General features: G+C 48.3%; 19 protein-coding genes and 2 pseudogenes. 7 read left to right on the forward strand and 14 right to left on the reverse strand.

Features of this window, described 5'->3' with window-relative positions:
- Positions 1-9: 9 nt before the first annotated feature.
- Positions 10-1167: a multidrug efflux RND transporter periplasmic adaptor subunit AcrE gene (gene acrE, locus HBM92_RS02360; RefSeq protein ID WP_000160349.1), complete on the reverse strand. Its 1158-nt coding sequence runs from the start codon at positions 1165-1167 to the stop codon at positions 10-12.
- A 398-nt stretch (positions 1168-1565) separates the two neighbouring features.
- Here acrE and acrS point away from each other — a divergent pair, with 398 nt between their 5' ends.
- Complete coding sequence (acrS, locus tag HBM92_RS02365) at positions 1566-2228, forward strand: multidrug efflux transporter transcriptional repressor AcrS (protein ID WP_001129506.1); 663 nt, start codon at positions 1566-1568, stop codon at positions 2226-2228.
- Between the two features lie 2 nt (positions 2229-2230).
- Here the strand turns inward: acrS and HBM92_RS02370 are convergent, their stop codons facing one another.
- From HBM92_RS02370 to HBM92_RS02410, 9 genes are all read right to left on the reverse strand, one after another.
- A complete protein-coding gene (locus tag HBM92_RS02370) occupies positions 2231-2410 on the reverse strand; it encodes a DUF2556 family protein (protein WP_001295275.1) in 180 nt (59 codons plus the stop codon).
- 83 nt (positions 2411-2493) lie between these two features.
- Positions 2494-3378, reverse strand: coding sequence for an adenine-specific DNA-methyltransferase (yhdJ, locus tag HBM92_RS02375; protein ID WP_001258951.1), 885 nt, complete (start codon positions 3376-3378; stop codon positions 2494-2496).
- An 85-nt stretch (positions 3379-3463) separates the two neighbouring features.
- Positions 3464-3760 (reverse strand): DNA-binding transcriptional regulator Fis, encoded by a 297-nt coding sequence (fis, locus tag HBM92_RS02380; protein ID WP_000462905.1) that lies wholly within the window; start codon positions 3758-3760, stop codon positions 3464-3466.
- A gap of 25 nt (positions 3761-3785) precedes the next feature.
- Positions 3786-4751 carry a tRNA dihydrouridine synthase DusB gene (gene dusB / locus HBM92_RS02385; protein WP_001219652.1) on the reverse strand — a complete coding sequence of 322 codons (966 nt, stop codon included), beginning with the start codon at positions 4749-4751 and terminating at the stop codon, positions 3786-3788.
- Positions 4752-5079: 328 nt separating this feature from the next.
- Complete coding sequence (gene prmA, locus HBM92_RS02390) at positions 5080-5961, reverse strand: 50S ribosomal protein L11 methyltransferase (RefSeq protein WP_001145827.1); 882 nt, start codon at positions 5959-5961, stop codon at positions 5080-5082.
- Between the two features lie 11 nt (positions 5962-5972).
- Positions 5973-7424 (reverse strand): sodium/pantothenate symporter, encoded by a 1452-nt coding sequence (panF, locus tag HBM92_RS02395; protein WP_001175695.1) that lies wholly within the window; start codon positions 7422-7424, stop codon positions 5973-5975.
- Positions 7414-7656 carry a YhdT family protein gene (locus HBM92_RS02400; RefSeq protein WP_000381170.1) on the reverse strand — a complete coding sequence of 81 codons (243 nt, stop codon included), beginning with the start codon at positions 7654-7656 and terminating at the stop codon, positions 7414-7416. The genes panF and HBM92_RS02400 overlap by 11 nt, the downstream gene beginning before the upstream one ends.
- Before the next feature lie 92 nt (positions 7657-7748).
- On the reverse strand, positions 7749-8684 hold the full coding sequence (locus HBM92_RS02405; protein WP_001298584.1) for a sugar kinase: 936 nt from the start codon (positions 8682-8684) through the stop codon (positions 7749-7751).
- A 31-nt stretch (positions 8685-8715) separates the two neighbouring features.
- On the reverse strand, positions 8716-9546 hold the full coding sequence (locus HBM92_RS02410; protein ID WP_000843957.1) for a DeoR/GlpR family DNA-binding transcription regulator: 831 nt from the start codon (positions 9544-9546) through the stop codon (positions 8716-8718).
- A 341-nt stretch (positions 9547-9887) separates the two neighbouring features.
- Between HBM92_RS02410 and HBM92_RS02415 the strand changes: the two genes are divergently transcribed.
- From HBM92_RS02415 to HBM92_RS02440, 6 genes and pseudogenes are all read left to right on the forward strand, one after another.
- Positions 9888-10742 (forward strand): tagatose bisphosphate family class II aldolase, encoded by an 855-nt coding sequence (locus HBM92_RS02415; protein ID WP_000275540.1) that lies wholly within the window; start codon positions 9888-9890, stop codon positions 10740-10742.
- 35 nt (positions 10743-10777) lie between these two features.
- A complete protein-coding gene (locus tag HBM92_RS02420) occupies positions 10778-11668 on the forward strand; it encodes a substrate-binding domain-containing protein (protein WP_001298583.1) in 891 nt (296 codons plus the stop codon).
- Between the two features lie 60 nt (positions 11669-11728).
- Positions 11729-13228, forward strand: a complete 1500-nt coding sequence (locus HBM92_RS02425) for a sugar ABC transporter ATP-binding protein (protein WP_000132903.1) — start codon at positions 11729-11731, stop codon at positions 13226-13228.
- Positions 13229-14218, forward strand: coding sequence for an ABC transporter permease (locus HBM92_RS02430; protein ID WP_000137052.1), 990 nt, complete (start codon positions 13229-13231; stop codon positions 14216-14218).
- A gap of 21 nt (positions 14219-14239) precedes the next feature.
- Positions 14240-15202 carry a sugar kinase gene (locus tag HBM92_RS02435; protein ID WP_000048611.1) on the forward strand — a complete coding sequence of 321 codons (963 nt, stop codon included), beginning with the start codon at positions 14240-14242 and terminating at the stop codon, positions 15200-15202.
- Positions 15199-16244: pseudogene (locus HBM92_RS02440) on the forward strand (aldose 1-epimerase family protein). The gene HBM92_RS02435 and the pseudogene HBM92_RS02440 overlap by 4 nt, the downstream one beginning before the upstream one ends.
- A gap of 91 nt (positions 16245-16335) precedes the next feature.
- Here the strand turns inward: HBM92_RS02440 and accC are convergent.
- From accC to HBM92_RS02460, 4 genes and pseudogenes are all read right to left on the reverse strand, one after another.
- Positions 16336-17685, reverse strand: a complete 1350-nt coding sequence (accC, locus tag HBM92_RS02445; RefSeq protein ID WP_000884639.1) for an acetyl-CoA carboxylase biotin carboxylase subunit — start codon at positions 17683-17685, stop codon at positions 16336-16338.
- Between the two features lie 10 nt (positions 17686-17695).
- A complete protein-coding gene (gene accB / locus HBM92_RS02450; protein WP_000354622.1) occupies positions 17696-18166 on the reverse strand; it encodes an acetyl-CoA carboxylase biotin carboxyl carrier protein in 471 nt (156 codons plus the stop codon).
- A 404-nt stretch (positions 18167-18570) separates the two neighbouring features.
- Positions 18571-18958: pseudogene (locus HBM92_RS25190) on the reverse strand (sulfoxide reductase heme-binding subunit YedZ); the annotation flags it as partial.
- Between the two features lie 185 nt (positions 18959-19143).
- Positions 19144-20118: an MDR family oxidoreductase gene (locus HBM92_RS02460; protein ID WP_001148484.1), complete on the reverse strand. Its 975-nt coding sequence runs from the start codon at positions 20116-20118 to the stop codon at positions 19144-19146.
- Positions 20119-20153 lie beyond the last annotated feature (35 nt).

Raw genomic sequence — 20153 nt, forward strand, 5'->3', positions numbered from 1 at the left:
CAGATTGCCTTACTTCGATGCAGTATCTGCGGGGGTATCGGTAGTGGCTTTAACCTGCTCTCCCGGACGCGCTTTTTGCAGGCCGCTGACAATGACTTGATCGCCAGATTTCAGACCTTCGCTAATCAACCATTTATCGCCAATCGCCTGACTGGCAACGACAGGGCGCGCTTCAACCTGACTTTTATTGTTAACAATCAGCACGGTTGCATCACCACGTGGTGTGCGGCTAACGCCTTGTTGCGGGATAAGAATGGCGTCAGGTTGGACGCCTTCATCAATCCGTGCGCGCACAAACATACCCGGCAAAAGCGTATGTTGCGGGTTAGGGAAGACAGCACGTAGGGTTATGGAGCCGGTGCTTTCATCAACGGTCACATCGGAGAATTGCAGCGTACCTTTCAGGGGATAGGTTTGACCGTTCTCCATGACCAACTCTACGTTGCTGGTGGCGTTTTCCTTATGCAAATTTCCTTGCTCTACGGATTGCTTCAGCCTCATAAAATCGTTGCTGGATTGGGTCACATCAACGTAGATAGGATCGAGCTGCTGGACAGTCGCCAGTTCAGTCGTTTGCCCATTAGTGACAAGAGCGCCTTCGGTCACGGTCGATTTGCCGATACGTCCGCTAATTGGCGCAGTCACTTTGGTATAAGCGAGATTGATGCGAGCGCTTTCGACTGTGGCTTTTGCGGCAATCACGGCGGCATCGGCCTGGCGAGCATCAGCAATGGCCTGGTCGTACTCCTGCTGACTGATGTATTTCGTACCCACGAGCGGAACGTAACGTTTTACCGTCAAATGCGCGATGGCGGCGGCGGCTTCACTTTTCGCCAGTTCGCCTTTCGCGCTGTCATAACTTGCCTGATAGGTCGCGGGATCGATCTGGTACAGGGACTGGCCTGCTTGCACATCGCTGCCTTCAGTGAAATTGCGATTCAGTACGATCCCGCTAACCTGTGGGCGAACTTCGGCTATACGGTAAGCATTGGTGCGGCCTGGTAATTCAGTCTTAACTTCTAACGGGGCCGTTTTCACAATATGAACGGTAACCTGCGGTTCACCGACGTGAGCTTTCTCTTCTCCCTTATCGTTACAACCGGCGATTAAAGCCGCGGAGATCAGAATAAAGGAGGGCAGGAGGAAAAACCTGGCATGTTTCGTCATTACTATTCCTCAAAAAACCAAAAGCGCGTTATTTGCCCAAAAAGGCAATGCGTTAACTCGCAGAAAGAAAAATACAGTTCGCTATCCTACAAATTATCATTCGTCGATGTAAGGAATAGTTATGAATACTGGCAACTCAAGGCACATAAACACAAAAAAAGATTAATATTCTACTGTTTTGTTTTGACGCGGAATGAAAGAAATAGAATTAAAATCTCGTAAATTGAAATATGTATAGGTCAAGTGAATGTATTTTATGTAAATAATACATATCATTTATTTGACGATTTATAGCAACGCAATATTAGCCTCTCGTATAAATACACATTAGGTGATAGATTAACCTTCGCTATTTTCTCATCCTGTGTCGAATATATTTATTTCCTGAATAATTAATCATGGCAAAAAGAACCAAAGCTGAAGCCCTGAAGACCCGGCAAGAACTGATTGAAACTGCCATCGCCCAGTTTGCGCAGCATGGCGTAAGCAAGACGACGCTCAACGACATTGCCGACGCTGCTAACGTTACGCGTGGCGCTATCTACTGGCACTTCGAAAACAAGACTCAACTGTTTAATGAGATGTGGTTGCAACAGCCTTCATTGCGGGAGTTAATCCAGGATCACTTGACCGCTGGGTTAGAGCATGACCCGTTTCAGCAATTGCGTGAAAAATTGATTGTCGGTTTGCAATATATTGCCAAAATTCCCCGCCAGCAGGCGTTGCTGAAAATCTTATATCACAAATGTGAATTTAATGATGAGATGCTGGCCGAGGGAGTGATACGCGAAAAGATGGGCTTTAATCCGCAGACTCTCCGCGAAGTATTGCAGGCGTGTCAGCAACAAGGTTGTGTAGCAAATAATCTCGATTTAGATGTTGTGATGATTATTATTGATGGTGCCTTCAGCGGAATTGTTCAAAACTGGTTAATGAATATGGCGGGTTATGATCTTTATAAACAAGCCCCCGCTCTGGTCGATAACGTATTAAGAATGTTCATGCCAGATGAAAACATAACGAAATTAATTCATAAAACGAATGAATTAAGTGTCATATAAATTCACATTCTGTCCTGAAAATTCAGTTCGTCACAGTTAACCAGTTTTAGTGGATTAACTGAGTTCATATTGCGGCATTTGTCTGTTTCTGTTGCCAGCAGTTCAATCCACTGCATCAGTAAAGTATCAAACAGAAAAACGAAGACAGCGAAAACGACGAGCCACCAATACTTGCGAATCATTACCTGAGCCTGTGCATGTTTAACCAAGTCTGGCAGGAAATATACACGAAATGAATAATCTGAAAACCAGGCTTACACTTCCTTTACTTTGCAATGAGATCGGGGTCAACTTCGCTTAACCGGCTTCGTTTTGACAGGTTGCCGGTCTTTCTTTTTTTCACTTTCGCCAGTTCTTCCGCAGAGTAATGCGACGCGACATCCAGCCGTCGAAGCCCCATTTTGATGTACTCGCTGTTGATCTCAATACCAATGAATTTTCGCCCGCTGGCGACGGCTACGGCACCGGTAGTAAAGCTACCGGCAAACGGGTCGAGAACGATATCGCCTGGGTTGGAAGAGGCGAGAATAATGCGTTTCAGCAAGGCTTCCGGTTTTTGCGTCGGGTGGTTTTCATATTCATCCATCAAATAACGCACGCGCGGAAAATCCCAGACGTTACCCGGTACTTTTTGATGATTGTAAGGCTGTGGAGGATTTTTGCGATAATTGATCAACGCGCGCTGCGATCCGGTTTTGGCTTCTACCAGAATAGCATCACCGTTGAACGTGTAGTTCTTTGCGTCTTTCACCATCATCAGGATGGGTTCGTACATGGAGCCGTAGTGTTTTTTCGCCTGCACTCCAGAACTGTCATATGACCAGACGATGCGACTTTTGATGGTAAAAAGCTTGCGGCACTGGAGATCGATAAAGGGCATGTTTTCCGTGCTATTCATGATGTACATGCTGCCCTGCTTTTTCAGAACGCGATGGCACTCTGCAATCACTTCAAACAGCCAGTCGATAAACAGATCTTCTTTCCAGGCTTCGATCAGACCATCAAAATTTTTACCGATGTTATACGGTGGGTCGGCAAAGATCAGATCGACACTTTCGGCGGGGAGCTTTTTAAGTTCGGTTAATGCATCACCCTGGATGATGGTCTTTGCTTCATTACCAAATCGGGTCGGTTCACATCCTGTTCTCATGGTCACTCCCTTTGTGACACCTATAAAAAAGGCGCTTCCCCATGCCGAGTAGCGCCTTTTTAATCAAGCATTTAGCTAACCTGAATTAGTTCATGCCGTATTTTTTCAATTTTTTACGCAGCGTACCACGGTTGATGCCCATCATCAGAGCAGCACGGGTCTGGTTACCACGGGTGTATTGCATCACCATGTCCAACAGGGGCTGTTCTACTTCAGCCAGTACCAGCTCATAGAGGTCATTCACATCCTGACCATTCAGTTGAGCAAAATAGTTCTTCAGTGCCTGTTTAACCGAGTCACGCAGGGGTTTTTGGGTTACCTGATCCTGAGAGTTAACGGTAGAAACGGTCAGTACGTCAGAATTTACGCGTTGTTCGAACATAGTTCTGTCAGCTCTTTATTTCTGTTTACGCAAAATTTTCGAAGTATGCCTCCAACGCCTCCAGCTGTTCGCTGGCATCCTCAATGGCGTTGAATGTGCGCCGAAACTGGTCATTTGGAGCGTGTTCCTGGAGATACCAGGAAACGTGTTTACGTGCAATTCGGTACCCTTTTGCCGGACCATAAAAGTCATGCAGTTCCCGAACGTGCGCGCAAAGCAAGCGCTTAACCTCTGCCAAAGGCAGCGGGGGCAGCAACTCCCCAGTGTCCAGATAATGCTGGATTTCCCGAAAGATCCAGGGTCTTCCCTGAGCTGCGCGGCCTATCATCAGGGCATCCGCCCCTGTATAGTCGAGCACAGCTCTGGCTTTAAGCGGGTCAGTAATGTCACCATTCGCGATAACCGGAATGGAAACTTTCTGCTTAACTGCCCGAATACTGTCGTACTCAGCTTCTCCATTGAACAAACAGGCGCGTGTACGGCCATGAATGGTCAGAGCCTGAATGCCACAGTCTTCAGCCAGTTGGGCAATCTCTTCGCAGTTACGGTGTTCCGGTGCCCAGCCAGTGCGAATTTTCAGGGTAACAGGAACGTCCACTGCATTGACGACCTCGGTAAGGATCGATTTAACGACATCCGGGTACTGCAAGAGGGCTGAACCTGCGAGCTTGCGATTCACTTTTTTAGCCGGGCAACCCATATTGATATCAATAATCTGGGCACCGCTTTCCACGTTAATACGTGCTGCATCTGCCATTTCTTTCGGATCGCTACCAGCAATTTGCACGGTGCGAATACCGGGTTCATCAATGTGCACCATCCGTAAACGAGATTTGTCGCTTTCCCAAACCTGTGGGTTAGAAGACATCATCTCGGATACTGTCAATCCGGCTCCCATCTCGTAGCACAACGTCCGAAAAGGTCTGTCTGTAATGCCAGCCATGGGCGCTGCGATCAGGCGATTTCTGAGCTGATATTGTCCGATGCGCATGAGTTAAGAAATGACCATACTGTGACTGCAAGGCGGCGTATATTACGCATTTTTTGCACGAGATGAAAGGCCAAACTTTGACCAATCCTCTGAGATGGATCAAAGAATTGCATTTAAAATGAGCGTAGCGCGATAATTACTCATAAAAATCATCATATTAGAAAATAGTGACTAAAATTTACACTCAAAGAAATTTGAGTAAGTTCTCAATTTTTCTTTATGAATGAAAATTTTGGCACGCAAATTTGCGTAAATAATCGGCAAATTAACGTGCCTTTTGTGACATCGCTCGCACTTCGCTCTGCGTCGCCATACGGCGATGCGAAGGTTAATTCTTACGACCGGTAATGCGGCACCACTCTTCTTTTTCCACGACCGGGTCCAGAGCGAAGCTGTCGGCATAAGCTTCGCAAACGCTCTCTGCCTGGCTTGCCAGAATACCGGAAAGGCCCAGCAAACCGCCTGAAACTGGCAGGACGCTGATTAACGGTGCCAGTTCACGTAATGGACCTGCAAGGATGTTAGCGACCACCACGTCGGCTTTCATTTCTTCTGGCTGATCTTTCGGTAAGTAGAGTTCCAGACGATCAGAAACGCCATTACGTTCAGCGTTGTCGCGGCTGGCCTGAATCGCCTGCGGATCAATATCAATACCAATGGCTTTTGCTGCACCCAGTTTCAGCGCCGCGATAGCCAGAATGCCGGAACCGCAGCCAAAGTCGATGACTGTTTTACCGGTTAAATCGAGGCTGTCGAGCCATTGCAGGCACAGAGAGGTAGTTGGATGGGTACCCGTACCAAACGCCAGCCCTGGGTCTAACATCACGTTGACGGCGTTTTCGTCCGGCACATCACGCCAGCTTGGGCAGATCCACAGTCGTTCACCAAAGCGCATCGGGTGGAAATTATCCATCCATTCGCGCTCCCAGTCTTTATCTTCCAGTTGTTCGATTTTATGCGCGAAGCCCGCGCCGAGCAGCGGATGGTTTTCCAGAATCGCCACCACGTCGTTCATATCGGTTTCAGCGTCGAACAGACCAATCACATCGGTGTCGCCCCACAGGCGCGTTTCGCCCGGCAGCGGCTCAAATACTGGCGTATCGTGGGTATCCTGAAAAGTGATAGAAACGGCACCCGCTTCCATCAGCGCATCGCTAAGATCTTCCGCGTTCGCGCCGGTAGTGTTCAGTTTCAGTTGGATCCAAGGCATGGCAAAACTCTTTATTTATCAGTAGTCAAAACGGTAGCTTGCGGGACGGATGTACCGAAACGGTTTCCGACCAGGAAAGCCAGCAAACTTAGTAGTAACGAGGGCACGATAGGGTGGAAGCCCAGGTACTGAATATTCAGCTTCGCGAGTACGGCATACAGCACGCCGCCAACGATCATCGCACTTAGCGCGCCTTTGGCGTTGGCACGTTCCCAGTAAAGACCCAGCACCAGCGGCCACAGGAAAACGGCTTCCAGCCCACCGAAGGCCAGCAAATTCAGCCAGATGATCATTTCTGGCGGCTTCCAGGCGGCAAGCAGCAGCAACGCACCGAGAACCAGCGTGATCACCGCCGACATCCGCTTCAGACGCGTCTCGTTTTGCATTTGATCCGGACGGATATTCAGATAGAGATCTTTAATGATCGTAGCGGAACTTTGCAGCAGTTGGGCGTTAATTGTCGACATGATCGCAGCCATCGGTGCAGCCAGGAAGATCCCGGCGGCAAACGGTGGCAGCACTTTTACCATTAACGTCGGGATCACCAGATCCGGTACGGTGAGATCGGGGATCACCGCCCGACCTAACGCTCCGGCCAGATGCATACCGAACATCAGGATTGCGACTACAATCGTACCGATAATGATCCCCCGATGTACGGCTTTGCTGTCTTTATAAGAGATACAGCGCACCGCAGTATGCGGCAGGCCTATAACGCCAAAGCACACCAGTACCCAGAACGACGTCATAAAGGCAGGCGACAGAATATCGTCAGCGCCTTGTGGCGTAACCAGTTGCGGATCGATGGTTTGCAGCGTGTCTACCGCATTACTTAAACCACCTGCGGCATGTACCACGCCAATAAGCAGCACAACGGTGCCAATCAGCATCACCAGCCCTTGCATGGTGTCGTTCAGCACGCTGGCGCGAAAGCCGCCAAAGGCGGTATACAACGCAATGCTGATACCGAAAATCAGCAGCCCGGTTTCATAAGGAATACCCGCCGCGGTTTCCAGCAGGCGCGCACCGCCGATAAACTGCACGGTCATCGCACCAACGAACGCAACCAGCAAACTCAAACTCGCCAGCCACACCAGAAGACGACTCTGGTAGCGGGCAAACAGCATATCGTTCAGCGTCACCGCATTGTAGCGGCGCGCAAGAATTGCGAACTTCTTGCCGAGAATACCGAGCGAAAGCCAGACTGCAGGAAGCTGAATCATCGCCAGCAATACCCACCCCAGGCCGTATTTATAAGCAGCTCCAGGCCCGCCGATAAACGAACTGGCACTGATATAGGTCGCGGTGAGCGTCATCGCCAGCACAATACCGCCCATAGAGCGGCTGCCGAGGAAATACTCATTGAGGAAGGTGCCGGTGTTCCGTTTACGCATTGCATAAACTGAAATCCCGAACACCACCACCAGATAGGCGACCAGCGGTAGAATCACTTCAAGCTGCATCGTCATCCTCCAGCGGGATATCGCGATAGATAAATTTCACCATCGCCCAGCACAGTCCAATAAACAGCAGCGGCGTCAGGATGCAAGCCATCTCAAACCAGCGTGGAAAGCCGGTAAAACCGGGGGCAACGCCAGGTAAGTAAGCGGCTACTAACCATACCGCCAGATACAAAAGGGTCAGCCCCAGCGCCCAGCGCGCCTCTTTATGGGCCTGAACAAAACGAGTGTCCACGGAAGGGGTCCTCCTCATGGGGGGATACGAGAAACGGGCAATTCTACGGCAAGTCTTCAGGCAGGGAAAATAATCTGACAGAAAATTGCCGTTCAGTGCTGCTGCAAAAAGTCTTCAATGTCTGCCAGTGAGGATATCCCTTCCATCGGACCTTGCCGCATTACGGCGAGCGCGCCGCTGGCATTTGCATATTGCAGCGCCTTGTGTGCCGGGAAACCGGATAAGAAAAGAGTGATAAACGTTGCGCCAAAGCAGTCGCCTGCACCCGTTGGATCGATAATTTCGATATCGTGACCTGCAACATGCTGGGCGTGTAATGTACCGTTTTTAAGCTTGTAATAGCTGGCCCCACGCTGGGCGCGTTTTATCGCCACATGTTTTACGCCGCCGTGGAGAAGATCGCTAACAATCTGTTCCTCTGACAGATTTTTGTGACGCGCGAAGAAAGGGAGTTCGCTTTCGCTGGGGATAAAAATATCCGTATATTCAATCAAATAATCGAGAGCCTGCGCCATTTCAGGAATGCTCAGCATCTCTTTGCGAATATTGGGATCGAAAGAAACGGTGCCGCCAGCCGATTTGATCGTCGTTATTGCTTTACGCATGACATCGATCATGCGAAATGAGAACAACGATGAGCCCACAATATGCAGATGGTTACACTGTTTAAGCAGATCCTTATCAATGTGCTCGGCAGTAAACAAACCGCAGGCGCTGTTAGGGATATTAAAGACGAAATCCCGCTGCTGGGGATTTTGATAACTCACGAACGCCGTACCTGTGACGGCATTGTTCATAACATGGATCCCATCGGTAATGACACCTTCATGACGGAGACGCTCTATAATGAGTCGGGCAAAATCATCATTACCAACACATCCAAAGAAGATGGCCCGATGGGACAGTTTTGCCACCTGAGCAGCAAAAATTGCTGGCGCACCGCTGGGAAATGGCCCGATAAACTCCCCAGGCTGAGTGAATTTTTGATGTGGGTTGCGGGACAAAAACTCGGCCAGCAATTCGCCCATAGCGCAGATAGTTGTTGTCACAAAACCCCTCTCATTCCTGAAGCCTTTCGCGATTGGACCAGGTAAAGCACTCATTACTGGTATAAAGGATAACGAAATCAGCCGACTGCAATTGTTGCTGATATTGTTCGTTAATGCTGCGGCTGACGATCACATTTTCTGCCTGATGCAAATGCCCGATAGCAGCCGTTGATGGCGCAGGATCGGCGGCAACGATAACCGTCTTATTCTGGGCATGATCGAAACAGAGCTGCCAGGCAGCGGCGAGTCTGGGAACGTTGATATTTAAAGTACCATCAGCATCCAGATGGCTGATTTCCAGGATGCTATGTGTAATGGTGAAATGCTGAAGTGCCTGTTCAAGCTGTTTTCCGGCCAGTGCGGTGTCGGGGCGCAACATTTCACTGCCAGCCAGTATTATTTCGCCATCAATAAACTGATTTGCCAGCAGCGCATGTTCGGGATCGTTGGTGATCAGACGCAGTTTTTTCACTTCGCTGAGCAATGGAATGATCTTACGGCAGATTATCCCATGTCCAAGAAATAGCGTGTCACGATCGCGAATTAATCGTGCGCAATGTCGTGCTATTTCCATTTGTTGTGCCAGAGACAATGGCGCGATCGGTTGTATCGCTTCTGGTTCAGAGGAGAGTGGTGTCGCAATAGCACCGCCAAATGATCGCTTTAAATATCCCTGTTGCTCCAGATAACTGAGATCGCCGCGGATCGTCACGCCAGAGACACCAAGTTGCGCAGATAAGTCATCAACTTTGATTTCACCCTGGGCGGCAACAATTTCTGCAATTTTTAATCTGCGTTTCAGTAGGTTAGACGATTTTCTCGGCACGTTAACACTCTTCATTGGCCTTTAATGCGTAACACTATAGCCCCTTGTATTTTTCTTTGAAAGTTATCCTTCAATCATATCGACAATTCGAAAAGAAAATCATGGGTCAAAAATTGCAACGAAAATAGCTTAATACATTGAAAAATAAATGAATATATTCATATTTATGCAGGGTTTTCATTGGTTTCACTTGCAAAGTGAAAAATAAATTAAGTTATTTTTTGTAAGTTATTTTGATGATGTTCGACATGCATCACGCTTTTTGCTGCTTTTGCTGTGCTAGTTTGCTTTCAAAATGAAAGTAAAGATTCTCTTTCTTCATTTTGTAAGGCGAACGACCAATAACAGGAGCTGCGATGTATATTATTTCAAGCAAAAACATGCTGAAAAAAGCCCAGTCAGAGGGATATGCCGTCCCTGCTTTCAACATTCATAACCTTGAAACTTTACAGGTAGTTGTTGAGAGCGCTGCACAACTTCGCTCTCCCGTTATGCTGGCGGGAACACCCGGTACATATCGTTATGGTGGCGTGGGAAGTTTAATTTCGTTAGTACAATCGCTGGCTCGCGAGTACAACCTGCCGTTAGTCCTGCATCTCGACCATCATGAAGAGAGTGATGACATTTTTAACAAGGTTCGCGCAGGGATCCGTTCTGTCATGATTGATGGCTCCCATTTGCCATTTGAAGACAACATTGCGCGAGTGCAAGAAGTTACCACCTTTTGCCATCGCTTTGATGTTAGCGTTGAGGCCGAGCTAGGGCGTCTTGGCGGCCAGGAGGACGATCTGCGGGTGGATGAAAAAGATTCCGCTTATACCTCACCAGCCGCAGCTGCAGAGTTTGTTCAACGTACCCAAATTGACTCCCTGGCGGTAGCAATCGGCACAGCACATGGTTTATATGCGCATGAACCACGACTGGATTTTGTGCGGCTGGAACAGATTCGTCAGCGAGTGGAGATTCCGCTGGTGTTGCATGGTGCTTCGGGCTTATCGGAACAGGACGTTCAGCACTGTATTCGTCGCGGTATTTGTAAAGTGAATGTCGCGACAGAATTGAAAATTGCGTTTGCCGATGCGTTAAAAGGATATTTCTACAACAATCCTGCGGCAAATGATCCACGTCACTATATGCAGCCCGCAAAGGCCGCCATGAAAGAAGTCGTAACTCGTATTATTGGCGTCTGTGGTAGTGAAGGAAAAATTTAAGACGTTGTACCCTACAAAAATAATGAGGATTGTTTATGAAAAATATTAAATTACTTGGTTCAGCTATGTTGGTGAGCCTGGCATTGTTCTCGCAAAGTTCGTTGGCAAAAGAGTATAAAATTGGTGCGTCATTATTAACACAACAACATCCTTTCTATATTGATCTTGCGAATGCCATGAAAGAAGAGGCAAAAAAAGACAATGTCAATTTAAGTGTCTCTATTGCCAATCAGGATTTAAACAAACAACTTTCTGATGTTGAGGATTTTATTACTAAAAAAGTGGATGCCATTATTATCTCTCCGGTCGATTCGAAAGGCGTCCAGGCAGCGATAATTAAAGCCGATAAGGCCGGTATTCCCGTTATCACCGTTGACGTCGCTGCGGAAGGCGTTCCGGTCGTATCGCATGTTGCGACCGATAACTATGCGGGAGGCGTTGAAGCAGGCAAGTTAATGGGTAAACTTTTGCATGGTAAAGGTACTGTAGCCATTATTTCTTATCCGGCACTACAATCGGTGGTTGCGCGCGTTGATGGTTTTAAGAAAGGGTTAAGCGATACACCGGATATTAAAATTGTTGCTGAACAGCCTGGTATTACGCGGGCTGAAGCGTTAACGACTGCGCAAAACATTATGCAGGCAAATGCTAACCTGAATGGTCTGTTTGGCTTTGGTGATGATGCGGCGCTGGCAGCGGTTATCGCAGCAAAATCTGCGCATAACGACAACATCAAAATCATTGGTTTTGACGGCATGAAAGAAGCGCGTGATGCCGTTGACAGTGAAAAAACGTTTGCGGCCGTGATTCGGCAATATCCCGATCAAATGGGTGCTAAAGCCATTGATGCCGCTGTTGATCACCTCAATGGTAAACCGGTAGAAAAAATGATCCCGGTACAACCCGGCGTTTATACAGGTAAATAGTAAATATCTTCACCTCACAACAAAACGTTATTGGCGTTTTGTTGTGACACCGAGGTCATTATGACGGATGTTATTCTTGATGTTTCGCATATTGCGAAGACATTTGGTCATGTTCAGGCATTAAAAGATATTACACTCTCTTTACGTAAAGGGCGGGTGCATACTTTATTAGGCGAGAATGGTGCCGGTAAATCGACATTAATGAAAATACTGGCCGGTGTTTATCCGCCAACCCAGGGAACGATAACACTACGTGGTGAAACCATCACCATTAATAATCCGCAGCATTCTCGCCAGTTAGGGATTGCGATTATTTTTCAGGAACTGAGCCTGAGTAATAATATGACCGTGGCGGAAAATATTTATGCCAATAATGAACCGCGACGTTTTGGTATAATTAACGATAAAGAAATGCTCGCAGATTGCCAGAACCTCCTCGCGGAACTGGGCATCCCACTAGACCCTCTGGAAATGGTCGGCAATATGTCGATGGCACATAGGCAACTGGTAGAAATTGCTAAAGCCTTAAGCTATGCAGCGGATGTCGTGATTATGGATGAACCGACATCTTCGCTAAGTGATAATGAAGCGGAGATCCTGTTTAACATTATTGAAAAATTAAAGCAGCGAGGCTGTGCGGTTATTTATATCTCTCATCGCATGGATGAAATTATGCGGATTTCAGATGATATTTCGGTGATCCGCGACGGTGAGTATATCGCTACGCATGAAAAGAAAAACAGTGATATCCAGCACTTGATTGCCCAAATGGTTGGTCGGGAAATGAAAAATATTTGGCCAGCACGTCTTGGGGAAAAACCGGATGAAAATGTTCCTGCAAAACTGGAAGTAAAAAATCTTTCCCATCCTTCGCTTTTTAAAGAGGTCAGTTTCGCTGTGCGTCCGGGGGAAGTCCTCGGATTTTTTGGCCTGGTGGGGGCCGGGCGTTCCGATGTGATGAAGGCGCTATTTGGCCTCGTTTCGTATCACGGGACTGTGTTGATTGATGGTAAGGAAGTCAGGATCGCTAATCCCAAACAGGCTATTGATCATGGCATTGCTTTTGTGACCGAAAACCGCAAGGAAGAAGGGTTAGTGCTGATGCACGACATCAATATGAACACGCACCATGTGGCGTTTCAATATAACGCTTCGCGGATGGGACTCATCAATCACCGACAAGAAGAGGCGAAGACGCTGCAATCAATTGCCAGAATGAACACTAAAGTGAGTTCTGTGCATCAGGCAGTGGGAGCACTGAGCGGCGGTAATCAACAGAAAATCGTGTTATCGAAGTGGCTGGAGAAAACTCCGCGTATTTTATTGCTCGATGAACCAACGCGCGGAGTGGATGTCGGCGCAAAATTTGAAATCTATAACGTGATACGTCAACTGGCTGCGGCAGGGACAGCAATTATTCTGGTGTCCTCTGAACTGCCAGAAGTCATGGCACTTAGCGATCGTCTGGTGGTAATGCGTAATAAAACGATTGCCGATATTTATTCATGTGAAAATTTAACGCAGACACAGGTAATGACCGCTGCAACAGGAGTACGTTAAATGACAGAGAAAACTCTTGCCAGTCCGAAACCTTCGGAAATTCCCATTGCAAATAATTTTAAAAAAGTCTTCAGGCAATATGGTGGTATCCTCAGTGGAATGGTGGTGTTAATCATTCTGTTCAGTTTTATTAATGACAGTTTTTTTACCGCCAATAACATTACTAATATTATTCTTCAGGTTTCGATAATTGCAATTACCGCCTATGGAATGACTTATGTGCTTTTGCTTGGCGATATTGATTTATCGGTCGGTTCAACCATTGCATTGATTGGCACATTTGCTGCGCTTGGGGCTTCATGGGGAATTCCATTTGTTTTATTGGTCCCATTATCCATTATTGCAGCACTGGCTTTGGGGATGATAAATGGTGGCTTGACGGCTATAGCGGGGATCCCTTCGTTTATTGTCACCGTTGCTACTATGGGGATCTTCCGTGGTATCGCTTATATAGTGACCGATGGTATGCCCATCATGATTAAAGATGATGCTTTTCTGGCGCTGGGGAATGGAGAATTTCTCTATATACCTATTCCTATATGGATATTAATCATCTTATTGCTGATAAACCACTTCATTCTTACTAAAACAACCTTTGGACGAAAAATTTATATCACTGGTGGTAATAAAGAAGCGGCAATTTATTCAGGGATAAATGTCACCCGCTTGAAAATTAAAGTCTTTATGATTACAGCCGTGCTGGCAGGTATCAGCGGGATGATCCTTGCCTCACGCCTCTATTCCGGGCAACCGAATTCCGCGTTGAGCTACGAACTGGATGCTATTGCCGCGGCTGTACTGGGAGGCACCAGCCTGAATGGCGGCTATGGAACCGTGGTGGGGACGGTGATCGGCGCATTAACCATCGGCGTTATTAATAATGGCATGAACTTAATGAATGTTCCTTATTTTTACCAGATGGTGGTTAAAGGATTAGTCATTCTTGTAGCCGTTTATTTTGACGTAAGAAATAAAAGAAAACGCAGCTAATCATTTCAAGGAATTAATCATATGAGTAAGGTCTTCACAATTGGAGAAATTCTGGTTGAAATTATGGCGAGTAAAATCGGCCAGCCATTTGATCAACCAGGTATCTGGAACGGCCCTTATCCCAGTGGTGCGCCCGCTATTTTTATCGACCAGGTGACACGTCTTGGCGTTCCGTGCGGCATCATTAGCTGCGTGGGGAATGATGGCTTTGGTGATATTAATATACATCGTCTGGCTGCTGACGGTGTGGACATCAGGGGGATTTCAGTCTTACCTCTGGAAGCCACCGGTAGTGCCTTTGTTACTTATCATAACTCTGGCGATCGCGATTTTATTTTTAATATCAAGAATGCTGCTTGCGGTAAATTATCGGCACAGCATGTTGATGAAAATATTCTGAAGGATTGTACCCATTTTCATATTATGGGTTCATCCCTGTTTTCATTCCATATGGTAGACGCAGTTAAAAAAGCAGTAACCATCGTTAAAGCAAATGGTGGCGTTATTTCTTTCGACCCGAATATTCGTAAAGAGATGCTCGATATTCCAGAAATGCGTGATGCCCTCCACTTTGTTCTTGAGTTAACAGATATCTACATGCCCAGCGAGGGCGAAGTGTTGCTCTTGTCGCCACACTCGACACCGGAGCGTGCAATCGCTGGTTTTCTTGAAGAAGGTGTTAAAGAGGTGATTGTGAAGCGCGGCAATCAAGGAGCCAGTTACTACTCCGCGAATGAGCAGTTTCATGTTGAGAGCTATCCGGTGGAAGAAGTTGACCCGACCGGTGCGGGAGACTGTTTTGGTGGCGCATGGATTGCCTGCCGCCAGCTAGGGTTTGACGCCCATCGGGCATTACAATATGCCAATGCCTGCGGTGCACTGGCGGTAACCCGACGTGGCCCAATGGAGGGAACGTCTCGCCTTATGGAAATCGAAACGTTCATCCAGCGCCATGACATGTCCATTCGGGAAGCAGCACAATGAAAAGCGAAATTTGGTCGTGGATTGGCGATCTCTCGCAGGTTGCCGGAATTAAACACTATGAGTTACGTAGTGGCAGAGCAAAGGGTACAGAAGCGTTTGATGTCCGTACTGGTGCGGGACTGGCATTTACGGTGGTAAAAGATCGCGCGCTGGATATTGCATGGGCCAGCTACAAGGACACTGCGCTCTCTTTTATCACCCCCAACGGTGTTGTCGCCCCCGCTTTTTTTGAGTCTCAGGGCAACGGGTTTTTACGTAGCTTTTACGCGGGGTTACTGACTACCTGCGGACTTAGCTACATTGGCACGCCCTGTGAGGATGAAGGAGAAACGCTGGGGTTACACGGGCGTTTGGCTGCGACTCCAGCAGAAGAGGTGGGGTATCGCACAGAACGGACCGACGACAGCATTGAATTTGTCATCAATGGCAAAGTACGGGAAACACGATTGTTCGGTGAAAATCTGACGCTGGAAAGGACCATTCGCTGCCGTTATGGCGAAAATGTGCTGCGCATTGAAGACAAGGTGACTAATCATGGTTTCACCCGCCAGCCGCTGCAAATTCTTTATCACTTTAATTACGGCTGGCCTTTATTATCGCCACAGGCAGAAATTTTGCTGTCGGCTAAAAGCGTAACGCCACGAACCCCGCATGCGGCGGAAGGGTTAGCCAGTCATCTGGAGATTTGTACCCCACAGCCCGGTTTTGACGAGCAGGTTTACTATCTCACGTTGAATAGCGACAGTCAGGGGATGAGAAAGTTGCGCTGGTGAACGCCGAACTGGGGTGGGGAATTTACGAGAAATTCGACATCATGCAGCTACCCAACTTTATCCAGTGGAAAAATTTAGGCGCGGGTGAATATGTTATGGGACTGGAGGTCAGTAATAGTTTTCTTGACGGTCGTGATAAAGAACGAGCGCAGGGGCGTCTGCCCTTTATTGAACCAGGGGAAACAAAGAAATACTGCTTTGAGCTGGGAATTGTTGATGGCGATGCTGAAATTAGCGCGTTGAAAGCGGAAATTGCAGGCTACCGTTAGTTAACGGCAATAAAAACGCCGGGTAGCATTAACAGGCCCGGCGTTGATTACGTTCTTTGCTAAGCGCGATGGAAACACCGCGCGTCACAAATTATTTTTCCTGAAGACCGAGTTTTTTCTCCAGATAGTGGATGTTAGTGCCACCATGCTGGAAGTTTTCGTCATTCATGATGCGGATCTGCAGATCAACGTTGGTTTTGATACCGTCGATGATCAGCTCCTGCAGCGCATTCTTCATGCGAGCAATCGCCACGTCACGGTTTTCACCGTAGCAAATCAGCTTACCGATCATTGAGTCATAGTATGGCGGTACGGTGTAGCCCGCGTAGATATGAGACTCCCAACGTACGCCAAAACCACCAGGTGCGTGGAAACGGGTGATTTTGCCCGGACTTGGCAGGAAGGTGTTCGGATCTTCGGCGTTGATACGGCATTCCACCGCATGGCCGCGAACGTGAACTTCTTCTTGCTTGATCGACAGCGGTTGACCGGCAGCGATACGCAGCTGTTCTTTGATCAGGTCAACGCCGGTGATCATTTCAGTAACCGGGTGTTCTACCTGAATACGGGTGTTCATTTCGATGAAATAGAACTCGCCGTTTTCGAACAGGAACTCGAAAGTACCTGCACCGCGATAGCCGATATCAACACACGCTTTAGCGCAACGTTCGCCGATGTAGCGACGCAGTTCCGGGGTAATGCCCGGAGCTGGTGCTTCTTCGACCACTTTCTGGTGGCGGCGCTGCATGGAGCAGTCACGTTCCGCCAGATAGATAGCGTTGCCCTGACCGTCAGCCAGTACCTGAATCTCGACGTGGCGAGGATTTTCCAGGTATTTCTCCATGTAAACCATATCGTTGCTGAAAGCAGCTTTCGCTTCCGCACGGGTCATGGAGATGGATTGTGCCAGTTCAGCGTCGCCGCGCACTACGCGCATACCGCGACCGCCGCCGCCGCCGGAGGCTTTGATAATTACCGGATAACCAATGCGTTTAGCAATGGCGCGGTTTTTATCCATATCGTCGCCCAGCGGGCCGTCAGAACCCGGTACGCAAGGAACGCCTGCTTTTTTCATCGCCGCGATTGCGGATACTTTGTCGCCCATCAGGCGAATGGTTTCTGCTTTCGGGCCGATGAAGATAAAGCCGGAGCGTTCAACCTGCTCGGCAAAATTGGCGTTCTCGGAGAGGAAGCCGTAACCCGGATGGATTGCTACTGCGCCGGTGATTTCAGCGGCGCTGATGATTGCCGGGATGTTCAGATAACTTTTTACTGACGGAGCAGGGCCGATACAGACCGTTTCATCTGCCAGTAATACGTGTTTTAGATCGCGATCCGCACTGGAGTGCACAGCGACAGTCTTGATGCCCAGTTCTTTACAGGCACGAAGAATACGCAATGCAATCTCGCCGCGGTTGGCAATAACAATTTTATCCAGCATGTTCGCCTCGTTACTCGATGACGACCAGCGGCTCGTCAAATTCTACCGGTTGTCCACTTTCGACCAGAATTGCTTTCACGGTACCGGATTTGTCCGCTTCGATCTGGTTCATCATTTTCATGGCTTCAACGATGCACAGGGTATCGCCCACGTTGACTTTCTGACCCACTTCGATGAACGCTTTTGCGTCCGGGCTTGGGGTGCGGTAGAAAGTACCAACCATCGGGGAACGTACGATGTGACCACTGATTTCCGCTGCTGCTGGCGCTTCCATGGAAGGAACGGTCGCCGGAGCGGCTGCGTTAGATTGAGCTGGCTGCTGCATCATAGGTGCAGCGTAAGCTTGTTGCATCACAGGGAAACTTGCGGCAGGAGCTGCACGGCTAATGCGTACTGACTCTTCACCTTCAGAAATTTCCAGTTCGGAGATGCCTGATTCTTCAACCAGCTCGATCAGTTTTTTAATCTTACGAATATCCATGAGTGGGTTCCGTACTCTTTGTTTAGTGTGATTGTGACAGGCGTTTCACCGCCGTCTGTAAAGCGTATGCCCCGACAGCTGTATGCATAGCGATAAATTCCAGCAGGCCGGGACGCCGGTCTATTTTGCCCCAGAGTGTCAATGTTAGACTTGACGGACATTGTGCAGCGATCTGCTGCTATCCTCCGGCAAAAAACAAAATATACCTTCGTTGCGCCAATGTCACCTTTTCCGCAGCGCAAAAACTGCGTCAGGGAGGACGAGGTCGCACATTATAACGATTTCGTAGCAATTGGCAGCTAAATACTGGTCTTATCAGGGAAGATAATCAACAGCTAACATGTAAATAACCTTCAACACCGTGTAATTTGCAACAAGCCGCACAATTCACGAAATTAGCGCCATCATCGACGGAACTTCTTATAACGTAAGGTGAAAAGCTGTAAAGCCAGCCCTGCGAAGATGGGGGGCTGCAATGAGATAATCTTCACAGACCACAAATAATGTAGGGATGCCAGGATCGCGACAAGATAGACGACATTACGCAGCGGTTGCTGGGGATTACCCAATTTTCACTGCATCGTCCGGAAAGATGTGAATGCTAAAGCACGCAAAATTAACCGACTGACAATGTTCCGCATTCAATAGGTTTAAGTGGTTAATTTGTAATCAAATAAAATCAGATTATTCCCCCCATGGTACCAGAAATCAGTAACAGATTAAGCGTAGCGTCGCCAAGGCAAAGCACCATAAACCTAACAGGCGACGGAGGCGTATCAATAATGGCTGTTTGGTGGAGTATCAATGCGCATCAATTTATGGTCAGTCGAAATCATGACTTTCCAGTTTGGATGATGTTGTACAACTTCATGACCAAGATGTTCGACGAAAGCTGTCCGGCTAACCGCTTTTCCCGTTAACCGATTGAATAATGATTTCAAAATGAGTTCCCTCTCTTATTATTCCCTGCTAAATGGTTAGTTAACCTTCACCAGCGTGCGACCCTGGATCTGGTTATTAATGATGGCCTCGGCAAACTTCGGTGCCTCTGCCAGAGATATCTCTTTTGCCGCCTGGGTATAGAATGATTCCGGTAAATCGGCGACCAGTCGCTGCCAGGCTTGTGCGCGGCGTGCTGGTGGCGTCATTACTGAATCCACCCCTTGCAAACGGACATTACGCAGAATAAATGGCATGACCGTGGTTGGCAGAGTAAAACCACCCGCCAGACCACAGGCCGCCACGCAGCCGCCGTAATTCATTTGCGCCAGCACTTTTGCCAGCACTTTGTCGCCAACGGTGTCAATTGCCCCAGCCCAGACTTGTTTTTCCAGAGGACGGGATTCGGCAAACTCATCGCGAGGAAGAATACGGCTGGCACCTAAACTTTTCAGATATTCATGGGTACTTTCGCGACCGGAAACAGCAACGACCTGATAACCCAACTTATGCAGCAGCGCCACGGCGGTACTGCCGACGCCACCACTGGCACCCGTCACGACAACCTCCCCATCCTGCGGGCGAACACCGGCATCTTCCAGCGCCATCACACACAGCATGGCGGTAAAACCGGCAGTACCGATAATCATTGCTTTACGCGCGTCCAGCCCTTGCGGCATGGCAACCAGCCAGTCACCTTTCACTCGCGCCTGTTCCGCCAGCCCACCCCAGTGGTTTTCACCAACGCCCCAGCCAGTGAGTAACACCTCCTGACCGGCATGAAAACGCGGATCTTCGCTGGTGCGTACAGTTCCGGCAAAATCAATCCCAGGAATCATCGGAAAATTTCGGATGATTTTTCCCTTACCGGTAATCGCCAGCGCATCTTTGTAGTTCAGGCTCGACCAGTGAACATCAACCGTGACATCGCCTTCCGGCAGGCGACTTTCGTCCAGAGTCTGTACTGATGCGAGAGTTTTGCCGTCCTGCTGTTCTAAAAGTAACGCCTGCATAAGTGGTCCTCATGTGCATGATGGATTGGAAAATA

This window comes from Escherichia sp. E.sYA108 (genome assembly GCF_011754335.1).
Classification (GTDB): Bacteria; Pseudomonadota; Gammaproteobacteria; order Enterobacterales; family Enterobacteriaceae; genus Escherichia; species Escherichia coli.

Excerpts from the sequence above, each read along its gene's own strand:
- acrE (WP_000160349.1), bottom strand. The coding sequence starts at position 1,167 with ATGACGAAACATGCCAGGTTTTTCCTCCTGCCCTCCTTTATTCTGATC.
- acrS (WP_001129506.1), top strand. The coding sequence starts at position 1,566 with ATGGCAAAAAGAACCAAAGCTGAAGCCCTGAAGACCCGGCAAGAACTG.
- HBM92_RS02370 (WP_001295275.1), bottom strand. The coding sequence starts at position 2,410 with ATGATTCGCAAGTATTGGTGGCTCGTCGTTTTCGCTGTCTTCGTTTTT.
- yhdJ (WP_001258951.1), bottom strand. The coding sequence starts at position 3,378 with ATGAGAACAGGATGTGAACCGACCCGATTTGGTAATGAAGCAAAGACC.
- fis (WP_000462905.1), bottom strand. The coding sequence starts at position 3,760 with ATGTTCGAACAACGCGTAAATTCTGACGTACTGACCGTTTCTACCGTT.
- dusB (WP_001219652.1), bottom strand. The coding sequence starts at position 4,751 with ATGCGCATCGGACAATATCAGCTCAGAAATCGCCTGATCGCAGCGCCC.
- prmA (WP_001145827.1), bottom strand. The coding sequence starts at position 5,961 with ATGCCTTGGATCCAACTGAAACTGAACACTACCGGCGCGAACGCGGAA.
- panF (WP_001175695.1), bottom strand. The coding sequence starts at position 7,424 with ATGCAGCTTGAAGTGATTCTACCGCTGGTCGCCTATCTGGTGGTGGTG.
- HBM92_RS02405 (WP_001298584.1), bottom strand. The coding sequence starts at position 8,684 with ATGGGCGAATTGCTGGCCGAGTTTTTGTCCCGCAACCCACATCAAAAA.
- HBM92_RS02410 (WP_000843957.1), bottom strand. The coding sequence starts at position 9,546 with ATGAAGAGTGTTAACGTGCCGAGAAAATCGTCTAACCTACTGAAACGC.
- HBM92_RS02415 (WP_000275540.1), top strand. The coding sequence starts at position 9,888 with ATGTATATTATTTCAAGCAAAAACATGCTGAAAAAAGCCCAGTCAGAG.
- HBM92_RS02420 (WP_001298583.1), top strand. The coding sequence starts at position 10,778 with ATGAAAAATATTAAATTACTTGGTTCAGCTATGTTGGTGAGCCTGGCA.
- HBM92_RS02425 (WP_000132903.1), top strand. The coding sequence starts at position 11,729 with ATGACGGATGTTATTCTTGATGTTTCGCATATTGCGAAGACATTTGGT.
- HBM92_RS02430 (WP_000137052.1), top strand. The coding sequence starts at position 13,229 with ATGACAGAGAAAACTCTTGCCAGTCCGAAACCTTCGGAAATTCCCATT.
- HBM92_RS02435 (WP_000048611.1), top strand. The coding sequence starts at position 14,240 with ATGAGTAAGGTCTTCACAATTGGAGAAATTCTGGTTGAAATTATGGCG.
- accC (WP_000884639.1), bottom strand. The coding sequence starts at position 17,685 with ATGCTGGATAAAATTGTTATTGCCAACCGCGGCGAGATTGCATTGCGT.
- accB (WP_000354622.1), bottom strand. The coding sequence starts at position 18,166 with ATGGATATTCGTAAGATTAAAAAACTGATCGAGCTGGTTGAAGAATCA.
- HBM92_RS02460 (WP_001148484.1), bottom strand. The coding sequence starts at position 20,118 with ATGCAGGCGTTACTTTTAGAACAGCAGGACGGCAAAACTCTCGCATCA.